14 protein-coding genes are annotated in these 15,278 nt (G+C 55.7%); 6 read left to right on the top strand and 8 right to left on the bottom strand.

Going from position 1 to position 15,278, the window contains the following annotated elements; translation table 11 throughout:
• Positions 1–385 precede the first annotated feature (385 nt).
• A complete protein-coding gene (locus ACFQW4_RS15110) occupies positions 386–1,399 on the top strand; it encodes a glycosyltransferase family 32 protein (protein WP_222185209.1) in 1,014 nt (337 codons plus the stop codon).
• Here the strand turns inward: ACFQW4_RS15110 and ACFQW4_RS15105 are convergent.
• Positions 1,373–2,296, bottom strand: coding sequence for a LysR family transcriptional regulator (locus tag ACFQW4_RS15105; RefSeq protein WP_101762199.1), 924 nt, complete (start codon positions 2,294–2,296; stop codon positions 1,373–1,375). The genes ACFQW4_RS15110 and ACFQW4_RS15105 overlap by 27 nt on opposite strands.
• Before the next feature lie 120 nt (positions 2,297–2,416).
• Between ACFQW4_RS15105 and ACFQW4_RS15100 the strand changes: the two genes are divergently transcribed.
• Together ACFQW4_RS15100 and opgB are read left to right on the top strand one after the other, a co-directional pair.
• On the top strand, positions 2,417–2,806 hold the full coding sequence (locus ACFQW4_RS15100; protein WP_101762200.1) for a tautomerase family protein: 390 nt from the start codon (positions 2,417–2,419) through the stop codon (positions 2,804–2,806).
• A gap of 213 nt (positions 2,807–3,019) precedes the next feature.
• Positions 3,020–5,311 carry a phosphatidylglycerol--membrane-oligosaccharide glycerophosphotransferase gene (opgB, locus tag ACFQW4_RS15095; protein WP_377726026.1) on the top strand — a complete coding sequence of 764 codons (2,292 nt, stop codon included), beginning with the start codon at positions 3,020–3,022 and terminating at the stop codon, positions 5,309–5,311.
• Here the strand turns inward: opgB and ACFQW4_RS15090 are convergent.
• Entirely contained in the window at positions 5,308–6,021 is a 714-nt protein-coding gene (locus ACFQW4_RS15090) for a GNAT family N-acetyltransferase (protein ID WP_377726024.1), read from the bottom strand. The genes opgB and ACFQW4_RS15090 overlap by 4 nt on opposite strands.
• 107 nt (positions 6,022–6,128) lie before the next feature.
• On the opposite strand from ACFQW4_RS15090, the gene ACFQW4_RS15085 reads away from it, so the two are divergent.
• Complete coding sequence (locus ACFQW4_RS15085; protein ID WP_377726022.1) at positions 6,129–7,577, top strand: PLP-dependent aminotransferase family protein; 1,449 nt, start codon at positions 6,129–6,131, stop codon at positions 7,575–7,577.
• On the opposite strand, the gene ACFQW4_RS15080 is transcribed toward ACFQW4_RS15085, so the two are convergent.
• From ACFQW4_RS15080 to ACFQW4_RS15065, 4 genes are all read right to left on the bottom strand, one after another.
• Positions 7,574–8,086, bottom strand: a complete 513-nt coding sequence (locus tag ACFQW4_RS15080) for an RcnB family protein (protein WP_192412452.1) — start codon at positions 8,084–8,086, stop codon at positions 7,574–7,576. The two genes, ACFQW4_RS15085 and ACFQW4_RS15080, sit on opposite strands and share 4 nt — an antisense overlap.
• A 156-nt stretch (positions 8,087–8,242) precedes the next feature.
• Positions 8,243–9,388, bottom strand: coding sequence for a serine hydrolase domain-containing protein (locus tag ACFQW4_RS15075; protein ID WP_354467202.1), 1,146 nt, complete (start codon positions 9,386–9,388; stop codon positions 8,243–8,245).
• Between the two features lie 183 nt (positions 9,389–9,571).
• Positions 9,572–10,354, bottom strand: coding sequence for a MetQ/NlpA family ABC transporter substrate-binding protein (locus ACFQW4_RS15070; RefSeq protein ID WP_377726019.1), 783 nt, complete (start codon positions 10,352–10,354; stop codon positions 9,572–9,574).
• 17 nt (positions 10,355–10,371) lie between these two features.
• Complete coding sequence (locus tag ACFQW4_RS15065; protein ID WP_377726017.1) at positions 10,372–11,388, bottom strand: isopenicillin N synthase family dioxygenase; 1,017 nt, start codon at positions 11,386–11,388, stop codon at positions 10,372–10,374.
• Positions 11,389–11,603: 215 nt separating this feature from the next.
• On the opposite strand from ACFQW4_RS15065, the gene ACFQW4_RS15060 reads away from it, so the two are divergent.
• Positions 11,604–12,281 (top strand): YecA family protein, encoded by a 678-nt coding sequence (locus ACFQW4_RS15060; RefSeq protein WP_101762207.1) that lies wholly within the window; start codon positions 11,604–11,606, stop codon positions 12,279–12,281.
• Between the two features lie 82 nt (positions 12,282–12,363).
• Here the strand turns inward: ACFQW4_RS15060 and ACFQW4_RS15055 are convergent, their stop codons facing one another.
• Together ACFQW4_RS15055 and ACFQW4_RS15050 are read right to left on the bottom strand one after the other, a co-directional pair.
• Positions 12,364–13,413, bottom strand: a complete 1,050-nt coding sequence (locus ACFQW4_RS15055; RefSeq protein WP_377726015.1) for a DUF1176 domain-containing protein — start codon at positions 13,411–13,413, stop codon at positions 12,364–12,366.
• Positions 13,414–13,496: 83 nt separating this feature from the next.
• On the bottom strand, positions 13,497–14,390 hold the full coding sequence (locus ACFQW4_RS15050; RefSeq protein WP_377726192.1) for a LysR family transcriptional regulator: 894 nt from the start codon (positions 14,388–14,390) through the stop codon (positions 13,497–13,499).
• A gap of 88 nt (positions 14,391–14,478) precedes the next feature.
• Here ACFQW4_RS15050 and ACFQW4_RS15045 point away from each other — a divergent pair, with 88 nt between their 5' ends.
• Positions 14,479–15,258, top strand: coding sequence for an NAD(P)H-dependent oxidoreductase (locus ACFQW4_RS15045; protein ID WP_377726013.1), 780 nt, complete (start codon positions 14,479–14,481; stop codon positions 15,256–15,258).
• The last annotated feature ends 20 nt before the right edge of the window (positions 15,259–15,278 follow it).

Raw genomic sequence — 15,278 nt, 5'->3', positions numbered from 1 at the left:
AGCGTAGCCAACCCGCAATCAGGAGGGGATTTTCGCGGCAGGCCAGCGAAAAATGCAGCGAGGTTAACACGTGATCTCACACGCAATTTTTAATCCGCCCCGCGACTTACGCCACGCTATTGTTATTTTATTAGGAATAGTCTCAATGAGATAAAATAGAATAATCAACAATCCACGCGGTTATTTATCGTTAATTTAAAGCTTAACGGATCCTTGATTTTCCGGTTTATCTGAAAGGATCAAAAAGTGATAGCCGCGCCGCACAGAATGTTTTATTAAGCATAGGAGAGTACTTTTTTACACACAGCCTAAAGGACAATCAAGAGCGCTCAGCGCCGCGATTCAGGGACGCCTTGCCAGCATAATCACAATAATCAGGTGCATCATGAATAAAAAACGCCTTCAGCCAGCGTTAACCCTCTGGCATAACTGGAAAAGACTCGCTTTTACCAGCCAGACTTTCCTGCAGAAAAAACAGCATAATGCGCTCTGTGCGCCGGAATACGATCCCAGCCAGGAGGACAATATCGTGTTACTTTCTGGCGAAAAAGATCTGCCAGAGATTCCAAAGAAAGTCTGGATGTATTGGGATAATGAATATTTACCGAAATCAATGGCGTTAAATATTAAAAAGATTCGTCAGGATAATCCCGATCATGAAATTCATTTATTAAATCGTTTAACGATAAAAGAAGTTTTACCGGATTTTATCTTTACCTCGACCCAATTAACCGCCCAACAACGCAGCGAAGTGATTCGTCTGGAATTACTGTTGCGTTATGGCGGCATTGCCATTGATTGCAGCACTTTATTATTTGAAGATCTCTCCTGGGTACATCGCGCGCATCAGGAACGTCGCATGGATGTGATTGGTTATTATCACGAAAACGCCACCGTCAACTATCTCGCGCCGGTGATTGAGAGCTGGTTCCTGGCGGCAACCGCCAATAATCCCTTTATCCGCGAGTGGCAAAAACATTACGCGCCGATCAAACATCTCGGCGAACAGAATTACTTCAGTGAATTGACCAAGCGCGATGATTATTCCCTGCTGACGCAGAAAATTGCGCAGCCGCAGCAGCAATTAGGTTCTCTGGCGCAGCAGATCGCCATGCGCGAACATCGCCGGGTGAATCTCTATCTGCGTAAATGCGAGGCGAACGCTTATTACTATCAGCGTTTAAGCGGCTGGAAAAGCGAGGCGTTTGCCCACGCGGTGCTGTTTCACCAGCGTCCACTCACGCCGCCACCGGTGATTAAACTCAGCGGCAATGAGCAGTTGCATCTCGACTTCAACCTGCGGCTCGGCAACTACAACCGCAGCAGTTTGTTGGGTCAGATGATGCAAACGCCTGCGCCGATCGCGCTGGCATCACCCATCAACAAAGCGCGCGCGTAACCAGTGAATTAAGGTGGTCACCGCCCGTGGTACCTGTGCGGCATACGGGCGCACCACCCACAACCGGTCGGCGAACGCATCCACCGCTTGCCACTGCGGCAGCACCTGCTGCAGCGTGCCGCTGGCGAGTGCCGCGCTGGCACTGAAATCCGGCAGCATCGCAATGCCCAAACCCTGCAATGCGGCATCGCGGATCGACTCGCTGTTGTTGGTGGCAAAGTTGCCCTGAATCTTCACCTGCACGGTTTCGCTGCCGCCGTCCGCTAATCGAAAGCGCCACTGCGGCGATTCGAGTCCGCGCGGATAATAAAGACAATTATGCTGCTGCAACGCCTGCGGTGAATCCGGCAGGCCGTTTTGCGCCAGATATGCCGGCGACGCCACCAGCAGCGCGCGGGTTTCACACAGCGGCAGCGCAACATGGGTTTCAGGCAGGCTATCACTGTGGCGAATCGCCAGATCAAAGCCTTCACTGCCGAGCGACACCAGACGATCGGTGACATCCAGCTGCAAGCGCACCTGCGGATAGTCGCGCAGGAAATCGCCAATGATCGGCACCAGTTGCTGACGCGCAAACGCCACCGGCGCTGTGACGCGCACCATGCCACGCACCGGACCGGCTTCATCGCGCACGCTGAAAAAGCTCTGCGCGATACGCGCGAAGGGATCGCGCAGCTCATCCACCAGCTTTTCACCGGCGGAAGTCAGTCGCACGCTGCGCGTAGTGCGCTGCACCAACGCCACGCCCGCCATCTTTTCCAGCTCTTTAATCTTCTGACTCATCGCCGCTTTACTGACGTCTAATCGTTCCGCCGCGCGCGTAAAACTGCCGAGCTCAGCCAGCACGGTTAACCAGTGCAAATGGACCCAAAGGCTATCGGTTTTAATTTCTTTCATATCGATTGTTCAAAATAATAAATAATCAATTCAACCAGCGCGCTTTTTCTTTCCGGCAGCAAGCGGCAGCATAGCGCCACATCCTACTCTTTTCATGTGAGCAAAAACGAGGTTTTATTTATGCCGTTACTGACATTCGACGTTATTCAGGGCCGTTCAGAATCAGAAATCCGCACATTGCTGGATGCCGCACACCGTGCGGTCTTAACCGCCTTCAAAGTCCCGGCGCGCGATCGTTATCAGATTGTTCACGAAAACAAAGGTTATCAGATGGTCTTTCAGGATACCGGCTTGGGCTTTGCGCGAACCGACAATCTGGTCATGGTGCGCGTATATACCAGCCCGAGAAGTGAAGAACAGAAGTGCCTGTTTATGGCAGAGTTAGCACGCGAGCTGCTGGAAAATTGTGGCGTACAGGGCACGGATTTGATGATTAGTTTTATCACCAACAGTAAAGGCGACTGGAGCTTTGCCGACGGCGAAGCGCAATACCTCACTGGAAAACTCTGATTCCCTTCTCTGCCCTCACTGGCAGCAGCCCGTCCGTTGCTGCCAGGCTAAACCACAGTCAGCCTGAACCCGCCTTAAACGAATCGGAATGCATCGCACAAATCTGGTTGGATGTGTTGCAGCCATGTGACACCCAATATAGATTGTCGCAAAATCCCCGCAGAGGGTCGTTGGCGCAAGGATTGCGTATTCATTCAAAATGAGGATCTGACGTTGTCCGAATTGGTTTCGGTTGTACTCTTTTTGGCTGCGATTGCAGTCTACTCCTTCAAAGCCGGGCGAAATAAATTTTGGTTTAGTCTGATCCTGCTGCTGCTCACGCTGTTTATCGTGCTTAACGTCACGCTGGTCGCCAGCAACTATTTTACCGGCGATGGCATTAATGACGCGGTGCTGTATACCCTGACCAACAGCCTGACCGGCGCGGGCGTGAGCAAATATGTCGTGCCAGCCATCGGACTGATCATCGCGCTGTTCTCGCTATTTTGCCTGCTTTCATGGTTACTGCGCCGCCGTAAGCGGCCGCATCACCTCGGCTGGAGTTTGCTGGCGATTGCCTGTGCTGCGGGTTCGGTACAAACCACGCCTGCGTTCCGCCAGGTGAAAGAGCTGATCGCCTCACATTCGCGCCTCGCCGATTCGGACTTCGAAACCTATTACAAAACGCCTAATAAGGTGATCGCCGAGCCAAAGCTCAACCTGGTCTACATTTATGGCGAAAGTCTTGAACGGACCTACTTCGATCAGCAGGCATTTCCCGGTCTGGCCCCGGAACTCAGCCGCGAAAAAGATAACAGCATCGATTTCAGCCAAACCGAACAATTGCCTGGCACTGATTACACCATCGCGGGCATGGTGGCTTCACAGTGCGGCATCCCGCTGTTTGCGCCTTTTGATGGCAACGCCTCGGCCTCGCTCTCCAGCTTCTATCCGCAGAATATTTGTCTGGGCGACATCCTGAAAAACTCTGGCTATGAGAACTGGTTTATTCAGGGCGCCGATTTACGCTTCGCCGGTAAAGACACTTTTCTGCTGTCGCATGGCTTTGATGCGGCCAATATGTATGGCTCGCAGGAGCTGAAAAGTCGCGTCGCCGATCCCGGCTATCGTAATAACTGGGGCTACTACGATGACACGGTGATGGACGAGGTGTTTGAGAAATACGAAGAGCTGTCGCGCGCGCAAAAACGCTTCGCATTGTTCACCCTTACCGTCGACACCCATCACCCGGATGGTTTTATCTCGCGCAGCTGCCAGCGCAAAAGCTACAGCTATGATGGCAAACCAAACCAATCCTTTAGCGCGGTCGCCTGCTCGCAGGAGCATGTGGCGCGTCTCATTGAACGCATCAAAGCGTCGCCGTGGTTTAAAAACACCATCATCGTGGTGACCTCCGATCATCTGGCAATGAATAACACCGCGCATCAATACCTGATCAAGCAGCCGCGCCGTGACCTGTTTATGGTGATTCGTGGCGATCAGCCACAGGCGGAAGTGCTCGACGCCAAACGCAGTACGCTGGATAACGGCGCCACGGTGCTGGATATTCTCGGCGGGGATAACGCGATTGGACTTGGTCGCAGCGGCCTCTCTTCCACTTCGCTGTCAACCGAGTTTGAAGACATGGCGAAGCGCGTCACGGCGTGGAAAGCGGATATCATTCAACTGTGGAATTTCCCCAGTAAGATGGACAGCTTTACCGTCGATCAACAAAAAAACACCTTCACCTTCTCCGGCGCAACCTTCAAATTGCCGATTCTGTTCCGCGTCTCCGATAAGCATGTTGAACCGCTGCCCGAAGGCGAATACGCGGAGCCACTGCGTTATCAGCTGGCTAAATTTGCTGCCGACGACAAATTCGTTTGGGTCGATCGCTGCTTCAAAATGGCGCGCCTGTGGCAGCCAGATTTAGCCCTGTCGAACGATTTGTGTGTTTCGATGGGAGAGATGGGCGCCAAACCGAGCGTTACCCGCATTGATAAACCGCAGTGGAAAGCGAAAGTCAGCTTCCCCAAAGCCGAAGTCAGTGCGGCAACCTTCCAGCTCAACGAGCAGCAGATTCGGATTGAAGACAACGCGATTCGCTACAACGCGGACAGCTTCCTGTTATCAGTGCCCGGCGCGCCAACCAGCGTCAAAAGTTTTAGAGGGATATCTCGCCCGGAAGAGTGGGGACGCTGGTCAAATGCCAATCTGGCGCCGGAAGTGAATATTGAGTACACCGATCCGCTGCCAGAACGCTTTGATGTGGTGATCACCGCGCGGGCGTTCGGTCCGAATGCGCACCGTCCGATTCCGGTGCGCGTTGGCGATGAAGAGCAGCAACTAAATTTGGGTGAGGATTTCTCTACCACCACGCTGCATTTCACCAATCCAACCGGCAGCCGCAATTTGATCATTGCGCCACCGGAGCCGCAGGAGTCGAATGTCGGCAATATCATCGGCCAGGATCCCCGCAAACTGGGGATCGGCATGGTGGATATAAAAATAATTCCGCAAAACTAACGTAGGGTGCGCAGCGCCTCCAGCTTTTCGCGTTGCGTCCCCTCCGCCGTAAAGTTCTCTGCCGCCAGCCAGCGTTCGAAGCCCTGTTTCACCTGCGGCCAATCGCTATCAATAATCGAGAACCAGCAGGTATCCCGGCTGCGGCCTTTATAGACAATCGCCTGACGGAAAGTCCCTTCGAACTGAAACCCTAAACGCTGTGCCGCGTTTCGTGATGGCTGGTTACAGCTGTCGCACTTCCACTCATAGCGCCGGTAGCCCAGTTGCTCAAAGGCGTAGCGCATCAGCAGATAGTGCGCTTCAGTGGCCATGCGCGTTTGTTTGAGCAACGGCGAGAAGGCGACGTGGCCGATCTCCACCGATCCGTTTGTCGCATCGATGCGCATTAACGCCAGGCTACCGACCGCGCGGTTGCTAACGGGATCGATCACCGCGAAATGCATCGGATCGCGCCCGTTTTCCAGCTGACGCGCATAGGCAATATAGGCCGCTTCATCGGCAAAAGGTTCGGCGAATATATAGGTCCAGTCACGGCCATCTTCAGCCAGCGCATAGGCAGCATAGAGTTCGCGGCCATGACGCTCGGCACTCAGCGGTTCAAGGCGGCAATAGTCACCGGTGAAGGTTTCATAGCTCGGCCAGGCGCGGGGTTGCCAATCTGGCAGCGGAAATCCTACCGGTTGTCCGTAATCATTCGTGTGTTGCGACATAGCTTAATTCCTTTATCAGTCAGGGCCAGAAACGCAGAGTGCCACTTTGCTGGTGTGTTAAAAAGCGCCACAATGGTTGAAATTGATGGATCCACGGAACCGCGTAAATGAGTGATATTGCACTGCACCGATTATTGTTGGCCCCACTAGAGACCAATGGCGAGCTGACGCTGCAACAGCAGCTGTTCCAGCGTATCAAGCAGGCGATTCTGACCGGCAAACTCGCTGCCGGTACGCGTTTGCCCGCAACACGCCAGCTGGCGCTGGATCTCGCGGTTTCACGCAATACGGTGATCGCCGTCTGGGCGCAACTGCAGGCTGAAGGATTTTTGCTGAGCGATCGCCAGGGCAGTCGCATCAGCAAAATGGCGCAGCTACCGCAGGAAACTCAGCCGGCCGCCAGCAGCGAAATTGCCTTGTCACCGCGCATCGCTCAGTTGCGATCCAGCCATCGCACATTGAGTCAGGAGATGGCGCTGCGGCCCGGTGTTCCTTCGTTAGCACATTTCCCGCTGGCTCAGTGGCGACGGGCGCTGAACCGCGTGATGCTGCATCAGCCGCAGCAACTGCTGGGCTATGGCGATCCGCTCGGCGAACGCACGCTACGCGCCGCGCTGGCGCAGCATCTGGCATTAGCGCGCGGCGTGCGCTGTACGCCCGAACAAATCGTGATTACCGAAGGCGCGCAGCAGGCATTAACGCTGTGCGTGGCGCTGCTCAGCAGCCCTGGCGACATCGGTTGGGTGGAGGAGCCGGGATATCGCGGTGCCAAAGCGGCGATGCGGCTGGGAGATATGCGTATTGAACCGATAGCGGTCGATGCACAAGGTCTGGCGCCGCAGCCGCAGGACTGGCAGCAGCGTCCGCCGCGCCTGATTTACACCACGCCAACGCACCAATATCCCACCGGCGCAATCATGAGCGCACCGCGTCGTCTGGCGCTGCTGGCGGCCGCGCGGCAACAGCAAACGTGGATTATCGAAGATGATTACGACAGCGATTTTCGTTACAGCGGCGAGCCAATCGCCGCCATGCAAGGCATGACGCAGCCAACGCCGGTGATCTACGTCGGCTCGTTCAGCAAAACGCTGTTTCCGGCGCTACGCCTCGGGTTTATGGTGTTGCCGCCGCAGTTGGTCGCGCCGCTGCGCCCTGCGCTGCATGAACTGCTGCGCGGCGGGAATCGTCCTGAGCAGCAGGCGCTGGCGCTGTTTTTACGCAGCGGTGATTTTAGCCGTCATCTGAGCAAAATGCGCCGTCTGTACCGCCAACGGCAGACGACGTTGCGACAGGCATTGCAGCAAACGTTTGGCGCACAGGTTCCGTTGCTGGGCGGCGAATGCGGCATGCATCTGGTGTTATCACTGGCAGCGGATCAAAACGATATGGCATTGGTGGATCGGCTGATCCAGAGTGGCTACGCGCCGGGCGCGCTGTCGGGATTTTATCTCGGTGAGCAGAAGCAACAAGGGCTGGTGCTGGGTTACGGTAACACCAGCACCAGCCAGATTACGGCGGGCGTCGCGCAGTTAGCGCGTCTACTGCGCAGGAATTAACCGCGGAAGAAGATTTCGCCTGATTTGCCCATCACGATCTTACCGGTGTCATCGGTGATCAGGATGTAGTTGGCATTGATGTACGCCCAGTGCGTGCCTGGCTGCGGCGCTGGCAGATGGCGTGGCTTCCACTCAACAATGGTGTACTGCTTTTTACGGTACTCATCTGGCACCACATCGCCCACTTTGTACTCTTTGTAGTCGATGATGATGGTGTTCAGATCATAGTTGTTTGGCGCAGCCGCATTACCGCTTTGCGGTGGACGAATCGGCGCGACATCGCCGCTGGATTCAGCCGGTTCATTGCTGGCAGGCGCATCGGCGGCCGGCGCCTGAGCGGGTGCATCAGCGGCGGGTGCCTGGGTTTGCGCGTCGGGTGCGGTTTGCTGCACCTGTGGCGGCATGGGTACGGCGTCTGTTTGCTCGCCTTCCGCCAGCGCGGCCGGAGCAAGGCTTAAAGCGCCCAGAAAAATTCCTGCAGAAAGAAGATTGACGTGTGTCCTGCGCATGGGTGATTTCCACTCTGGTTAATTATTAACTGTCCATTTAACTGACACGTTAAGCACGCAGAAGGTTCCCCCGGCGCGCTTAGCGCGTCAAATTTCGCTGCTCAGCATACCTCAGCTCAGGCGCTTTTTGGCGCAGTAAAATTGCAAGCAACCATGTTAGTTTTTGTCGTGCGCTTTATTTGCCAGATCCCTCAATAACGCGATGCCCAGATAGTTACTCCAGTTAAACGCGTTCTGCAGCACCACAATCGCATTGCCGTTCTGTTTATCAAAGCCAATAAAGCTGGAGTAACCGCCGATATAGCCAACCTGATAGGTAATCTGCTGATCGCCGTAGGTATCCGTAACCCAGGCGATATTTTGTGACTGATTGCCGTGCTGTTCGTAGCCGTGATTGACCTGCGCAAACGCCGCATTGAGCGAAGCGCCCGCGCCGTCATGCAGGTGCGCATCAAGATAGCGAATCAAATCGCGCGCGTTGCTGTAGAGGCTGGCGGCCGCCACCATATTGTTGTTAAACGCCCAGTCCGGCGTGATTTGCCCGCGAGGAATTAGCTTAGGCTGATCGCCGGCATGGCCGAGCGCACGCCACGGATAGCCGCGCAGGCTCTGCGGCTTGAAGCTGCTGCTGGTCATGCCCAGCGGCTGGAACAGATTACGCTGCGCCAGCGTTTCGATGTCCTGATGGAAGCGATATTTAAGGATGTAGCCCAACAGCGCATAGCCGAGATTGGAATAGCGCGCGCCAGGATGCGCGGGCGCGTCAAAGTCGGCCAGATAATCCAGCACGGCGTCGCTGTCGAGGTTGCCATAAAAGTTCTCGCCGCTACGCAGATAGCCCATAAATTTCATGAACATCGGCAAATCCATATCCTGACGCGGCAAGCCCGAGGTGTGCGTCACCAGCTGCAGCAGCGTGATGCGTTTGGCATCGGCGCTCAGCGGCACGTTGGGCGGCAAAAGCGTCGCTAAGGTGTCGTTCCAGTGCAGTTCACCGCGATCCACCAGCTCAATAATCACCTCCGCGGTGATGCCTTTACTCAGCGAGCCGAGCGCAAATAAAGTGTCTGGCGTAATGGGATAACGGTGCAGCGCATCGGTGACACCAAAACTGTAAAATTCAGGCTGGCTGCGTTGATGGATAATGGCGATGCTGATGCCAGAAACCTGCTTTTGCTGCATATAATGGCGCACGATGTCATCGACGTTTTCATTAAAAGTCGCGTGTGAAAGATAGACTTTATCGCTGACGGGCGCGGAGGTTTGCGACAAGGTGCCGCAGGCGCTGAGCAATACGCTCATGCCCAGCACAATGATGCATATTGTTAAACGATGGCACAGCACCCGTTTATTCCTGGCGAAGGTAATCATGGCAATGGATTGAGCGAATTTTTATGTTTTATAAAGGGTGCGACGGGTGTTGGTGGCGAAATATAGCACAGAAGAAAGTCAGCGCCACCTGCCAAAAACAGGTGGCGGCAGGGATTATTGATTAACGGGAATAACCGATCCTTTATAGTGCTGGTTAATAAATTCAGCAGTTTGCTTTGACTCCAGATCTTTCGCTAGTTCCAGAATACGCGGATCGTGCGCCAGTTTCGGCGTAGTGACCAGCACGTTGGCATACGGATTATCTTTCGCCTGTTCCAGCGCCAGCGCATCCTTCGACGGCACTAAACCGGCCTGCAACGCGTAGTTACCATTGATGATCGCCAATTGCGCATCATCCAGCGCGCGCGGCAGCTGCGGCGCTTCCACTTCGATAATCTTCAGATGGTGCGGGTTGTCAGTAATGTCTGCGGAAGTCACCAGCGTGTTGGCGCTGCTGCTTTTCAGTTTGATCAAACCATTGGCCTGCAACAGATAAAGTGCGCGGCTCAGATTGGTGACATTATTCGGTACCGCCACCTGCGCGCCATCAGGCAGATGTTTCAGTGATTTCACTTTGTGCGAGTAGATGCCAAGTGGCTCAATATGCACGGTGGCGACCACAGAAAATTTCTCGCCCAGCGCTTTTTCCTGATCGCGCAGATAAGGCACATGCTGGAAGTAGTTGGCATCCACGTCACCGCGCGCCAGCAGTTCGTTGGCGTTGAGGTTGCCGTTGAGTTCAATCACTTTGAGATCGAGTTTCTTGTCGCTCTGTTTGATGTGGTTGAGGATTTCGCTGTGCGGTACGGCATCGGCCGCCACGCGCAGCGCGGCCGCCGAGGCGTAAGTGCTGAACACCGAAACCATCGCCAACGCGGCTATCACCTTTTTATTCATCTGCTTCCCTTAGTTTCTTATGATTTAACGCTATTGAGAGTGTCAGCGTAATAACGCTGCGCCACGTCGCGATGCGATCGCAAACGCCCTTTGAGATAGTTCCAGCCCACTTCACGCAGCAGCGGATTGCTGGGATCGCTGGTCGGTCCGCGCGCTTCTGCCGCCAGCTGCGGCGGTAATTGGTACAACGGCACTTCGGCGTCAAGCTGCGCGCCGAGGAAGAAAGCGATGGAGATGCGCTGCTGTTTTGCCGGCGGTGACACCACACGATGCACGGTGGCGCGCAGATAACCGTTGGTGGCGATCTCCAGCAGTTCGCCGATGTTCACCACAAAAGCGCCCGGTTTCGGCAGCGCATCAATCCACTGATCTGGCGCGACTTCAACCTGCAATCCGGGTTGATCGTCCTGCAACAGAAAGGTAAGAAAGCCGGAATCCTTATGCGCGCCGACACCTTGCTGGCTGGCAGCGGCATCCTGACCCGGATAGCGAATCAGCTTCACATGTTCGTTGGGGTGCGTGCCGTACAGCGCATCGAAAGCGTCCGGCGGCAGCGACAGGGATTTGGCGAAGGCGCGCAGTAAACGCAGCGCCACGTCAGTCATCGCCTGCTGCCACGCGTGGATCACCGGACGCAGCTGCGGTAGCGCCTGCGGCCACAAATTGGGTCCTTGCAGCTGCTTCCACGCCGGATCGTCTGGTTGCAACGTCAGGGCGGCCCGTTCTGCACCGATATCAAACTGCTCACGCTGATCGCGCTGCTCACGGGTGTATTCCACGCCCGCGCGGTTGTAGCCACGAAAATGCGGTGAATGGATCATCGAAACGCGCTGCTTCTCTTCATCCGGCAAGGCAAAGAACGCGCGCGTGATGCTTTGCACGTTCTTTAACAGCTGCGGATTGATGCCATGATTCACCAGATAGAAGAAGCCGACGTCACGCGCGGTTTCGCGCAGCTCGGCGAGGTATTGCGCCTGTTCCGCATCCGGCAGTTCCAGCAGGGCTAAATCCAGTACCGGCAATGTGCTGGCCATACTTTTGCATCCTTCATGCAGAAAAATTCTGCCTTTACGCTGCCATCTGCTGACAAATGCAGCCAATACTGTTGCGCGATAAGTTATGGCGAATCATTTTTAGGAGAGGTTCAGCAATCGATATGCAAAAAGCGATAAATCGTGCCCGCTTCCCGCTATAATCGCCGCCAATTAACTTTGGGCATGGCCCATCAATGAACAGCAGGAGACGCCGTATGAACCAGGGTCCGTTAACCGAAAAAGAGCTCAACTGGCTTGAAGATATGCTGGAGAAATACGGCAATGAACACTCGGTGGTGGATACCGCTGAGCTGGACGGCATGCTGACGGCGTTGCTCTCAGGCCCGAACGACATCGAACCGAGCGAATGGCTGGTGGCGATGTGGGGCGGCAAAAAGCACATTCCAAAGTGGTCGAATGAGCGTGAGATGGATCGCTTTATGACGCTGACCTTCCAGCATCTGAACGACATCGCCGAGCGCCTGGCCGAATTCCCGGAGCAGTTCGATCCGCTGTTTGGCACCCAAGAGATGGAAGGCCAGGAATTCACCGTGGTGGAAGATTGGTGCTATGGCTATTTGCGCGGCGTGGCGCTGGATGCGGACTGGTCGCTGCTGCCAGAATCACTGCAGCCGATGATGGATACGATTGCCTTGCACGGCAGCGAAGATCATCTGGCGAAGCGCGAAGCCTTCACGCCGGAAGAGTTTGAAGCCAGCATCGAGGCGATTCGCCCCGCGGCGCTGGAGCTGCATGAATACTGGCAGGAACAGCGCATGGCGCAGCCCGATCCTGAACCTCAACTGCCGCACTTTGCCGGCGAGAAAACCGGCCGTAACGATCCTTGCCCGTGCGGCAGCGGTAAAAAATATAAGCAGTGCTGCGGTAAATAATATGTGCACCTTCCGTAGCGGCGCAATTTATTGCGCGTCCCTGGCCTTTTAATCGCGCCGCTACCGATATGTGCGTTTTTTTTCAGGGAGCCGGTTTCACCTCGGTCACCCAGGTTGGCAACTGCCATGCGCCGCCCGCACGAATCGCGCGGCACATGCCGGTGGTGGCATCGCTGCTCTGCTCAAACGCTTTGCCATCCCACACCCACGCCGCTGTACTCCAGCAGTCGCCGATGCCGCGCCCTTTCTGCGCTTCTGAGATCACACCTTCACTGTAATCAGAGCCGGAATCCGTCACCAGCTGCGGCGTGCCCTGCAATGCTTTATCGATCAGCCAATAGCCATAACCTTCGTTATACGCTCCGCGCCAGCATAGCGCGGCGATCAGCACATGCGCATCATCAACCGGCGTTAAGGTCAGCGGCTCCGCGCCCTCTTCCGGCTGATCGTCGGACGGAGCCAGATTGTCGCAGCTGTCGTCGTCGGTGAGTGAGGCAATCAGCTTTGGCTTCAACAGCGCCAGCTCATCGGCCGTCAACGGACGCGCATCGGCCTTAGTCACTTTTACCTGCTGAATCACCGGCATCGCCATCGCTGCCGGTACGCTGCTTTCCGGCTTGTGGCCTTTGCGCACCAACGCGCCCGGCGTACTAAGACGACCTTGCGCATCATCCATCTTCAGCAGCACCGCAAATGCGCCATTGCTGGAGAGATCGAAAGGCTCTTCACCACCGCGAAACTCCACTTTGCCGCTGCCTTTAATGCCGTTGATCAGCGCCTGGGTTTGTTCATCCGTCAGCGTCCATTCGTCGTTATCAGCTTTCGCCACGTCGCCCAGCGCACGATCATCAATCCACAACGCTAAGTTGTTCACCACTTTAGAATCGTCATCGCCGGTATCGGCCAGCACCACGCGACCGTGCGTCACCGCATTGGGACCGCCCGCGCGCACCAGCAACACCGAGCCGCCCGCGCCCTCTTCGGCGCTGTAACCGGCGGCACGACAGGTCAGCGTGTTATCGCAGGCCAGTTCCCAGTCTTTGTGGCTAAAGGAGACGCCGTCTTGATCTGCCAACAGCGGCGCACTCAGGCTGGCAAGTAGCGACATCGCCAGCAGCAATCGGGTAATCATGCCATCTCTCCATAATGGTAAAGGTGGCTAGTGTGATGATTTTTGTGACGCGGGAGAAGTGAATTTTTTGCGGCGATGCTGATTTACAGCGCCGCTACAATCTGTTTCCGCAGCCACTGCTGGGCCGGATCGCGATGCAGACGTTCATGCCACAGCAGCAAAATATCAAAGCCTGGCACCTCCAGCGGCAGATCGACAACCGCGAGGTGCGAATCGTGACGCACCAACCGCTCGGGCAGCACCGCCACTAAATCACTGCTCGCCAGCGTTTCCTGCATAAACAAGAAGTGCGGCACCGACAGCACCACGCGGCGTGAACGCCCGAGCTTCGCCAGCGCATTATCGGTGGCGGCGCTAAAGCCACCGCCATCGGGCGATACCATGACAAATTCCAGCTGACAGAATTGATCCAGCGTCGGCAGACGTTGCAACTGCGGGTGATCGCGCCGTCCCGCCAGCACGTAGCGCTCGCTGAACAGTTTGCGTTGATGCAGCGTCGGCGGCGCGTTATCGCCCGTATGAAACACCACATCCAGCTCGCCTTTTTCCAACTGCTGCGCCACCAGCGGCGGATTCAGCGCCAATATCGCCATACGACTTTGCGGCGCAGCAGCGCGGATCAGGTTGAGCGCGGGCAGCACCAACGCTGACGAGGTGTAATCGGTGGCGGCAATGCGCCAGGTGTTATCGGCATTGGCCGGATTAAAGGTATCGGGCGGCGCGACCGCACGCTCAACCGCTTCCAGCGCCAGACGCAGCGGCTCACGCAGAGCTGCTGCGCGCGCCGTTGGCAGCATGCCACGCGGCCCCGGTAACAATAGCGGATCGTCAAAATGCCTACGCAATCGCGCCAACTGAGCGCTGACGGAAGGCTGCGAGAGATGCAAACGCTGCGCCGCGCGCGTGACGTTGAGTTCGCTTAACAGTACGTTGAGCGTCTGCAGCAGATTCAAATCCAGCGAGTTGATATTCACTATAGCTATACCTGAGATATCAGCAATTGATTTCCACTATAGCTAGCGCCGACTTAATCTGCAGTGGTTTTCATCTCACAGGATTAAGCCCATGAATGTACTGATTGTGTATGCCCATCCGGAACCATGTTCGCTGAGCAGTTCACTCAAAGATTTTGCCGTGCAGCATTTGCAGCATGCCGGACATCAGGTACAGGTCTCTGATCTCTATGCGATGCAGTGGAAAGCGCCGCTCGACGCTGCCGACACGCGCGCCCCGTTTGTGGGCGATCACTACGATGCGACGCTGGATTCTCGCTTCGCCTACGATCATCAGCTGCAGGCCGCCGATATCGCCGCGGAGCAGGAAAAATTGCGCTGGGCCGATACGATGATTTTTCAATTTCCGCTGTGGTGGTTTTCGATGCCCGCCATCATGAAAGGCTGGTTTGACCGCGTTTACGCCAACGGTTTTGCTTACGGCGTGGGCGAGCACAACGAACAGCATTGGGGCGATCGTTACGGCGAAGGCAATCTTAGCGGCAAACGTGCAATGCTGGTGGTGACGACCGGCGGATGGGAATCGCATTACAGCCCGCGCGGCATTAACGGCCCGATCAACGATCTGCTGTTTCCGATTCAGCACGGCATGCTGTTTTATCCCGGCTTTAGCGTGCTGCCGCCGCTGGTTTTCTATCGGGTACAAAAGTCAGCAGCAGAACGATTTGCTGGCTGGTGCGATGCGCTGGCTACAAGGCTAGATACGTTGGCGGAAACCGCGCCCATTGCCTACCGTCAGCAGAACAGCGGCGACTATGAGATTCCTGCGCTGACCTTAAAGGCGGAGTTTGTCCCGGAAGAGAGTGGCTTTGGCGTGCATGTGAAGCGGTGAAAGGTGGCAGACTCGGCGCT

This window comes from Pantoea sp. GCM10028869, from assembly GCF_042666835.1.
Classification (GTDB): domain Bacteria; phylum Pseudomonadota; class Gammaproteobacteria; order Enterobacterales; family Enterobacteriaceae; genus Pantoea; species Pantoea leporis.
Note: the sequence above shows the minus strand (reverse complement) of the source record. Positions and strands in the feature narration are given on the sequence as shown.

Coding starts and splice junctions, on each gene's coding strand:
- ACFQW4_RS15070 (WP_377726019.1), bottom strand. CDS start 10,354: ATGAATAAAAAGGTGATAGCCGCGTTGGCGATGGTTTCGGTGTTCAGC.
- ACFQW4_RS15045 (WP_377726013.1), top strand. CDS start 14,479: ATGAATGTACTGATTGTGTATGCCCATCCGGAACCATGTTCGCTGAGC.
- ACFQW4_RS15105 (WP_101762199.1), bottom strand. CDS start 2,296: ATGAAAGAAATTAAAACCGATAGCCTTTGGGTCCATTTGCACTGGTTA.
- ACFQW4_RS15065 (WP_377726017.1), bottom strand. CDS start 11,388: ATGGCCAGCACATTGCCGGTACTGGATTTAGCCCTGCTGGAACTGCCG.
- ACFQW4_RS15060 (WP_101762207.1), top strand. CDS start 11,604: ATGAACCAGGGTCCGTTAACCGAAAAAGAGCTCAACTGGCTTGAAGAT.
- ACFQW4_RS15080 (WP_192412452.1), bottom strand. CDS start 8,086: ATGCGCAGGACACACGTCAATCTTCTTTCTGCAGGAATTTTTCTGGGC.
- ACFQW4_RS15075 (WP_354467202.1), bottom strand. CDS start 9,388: ATGAGCGTATTGCTCAGCGCCTGCGGCACCTTGTCGCAAACCTCCGCG.
- ACFQW4_RS15090 (WP_377726024.1), bottom strand. CDS start 6,021: ATGTCGCAACACACGAATGATTACGGACAACCGGTAGGATTTCCGCTG.
- ACFQW4_RS15055 (WP_377726015.1), bottom strand. CDS start 13,413: ATGATTACCCGATTGCTGCTGGCGATGTCGCTACTTGCCAGCCTGAGT.
- ACFQW4_RS15110 (WP_222185209.1), top strand. CDS start 386: ATGAATAAAAAACGCCTTCAGCCAGCGTTAACCCTCTGGCATAACTGG.
- ACFQW4_RS15100 (WP_101762200.1), top strand. CDS start 2,417: ATGCCGTTACTGACATTCGACGTTATTCAGGGCCGTTCAGAATCAGAA.
- ACFQW4_RS15085 (WP_377726022.1), top strand. CDS start 6,129: ATGAGTGATATTGCACTGCACCGATTATTGTTGGCCCCACTAGAGACC.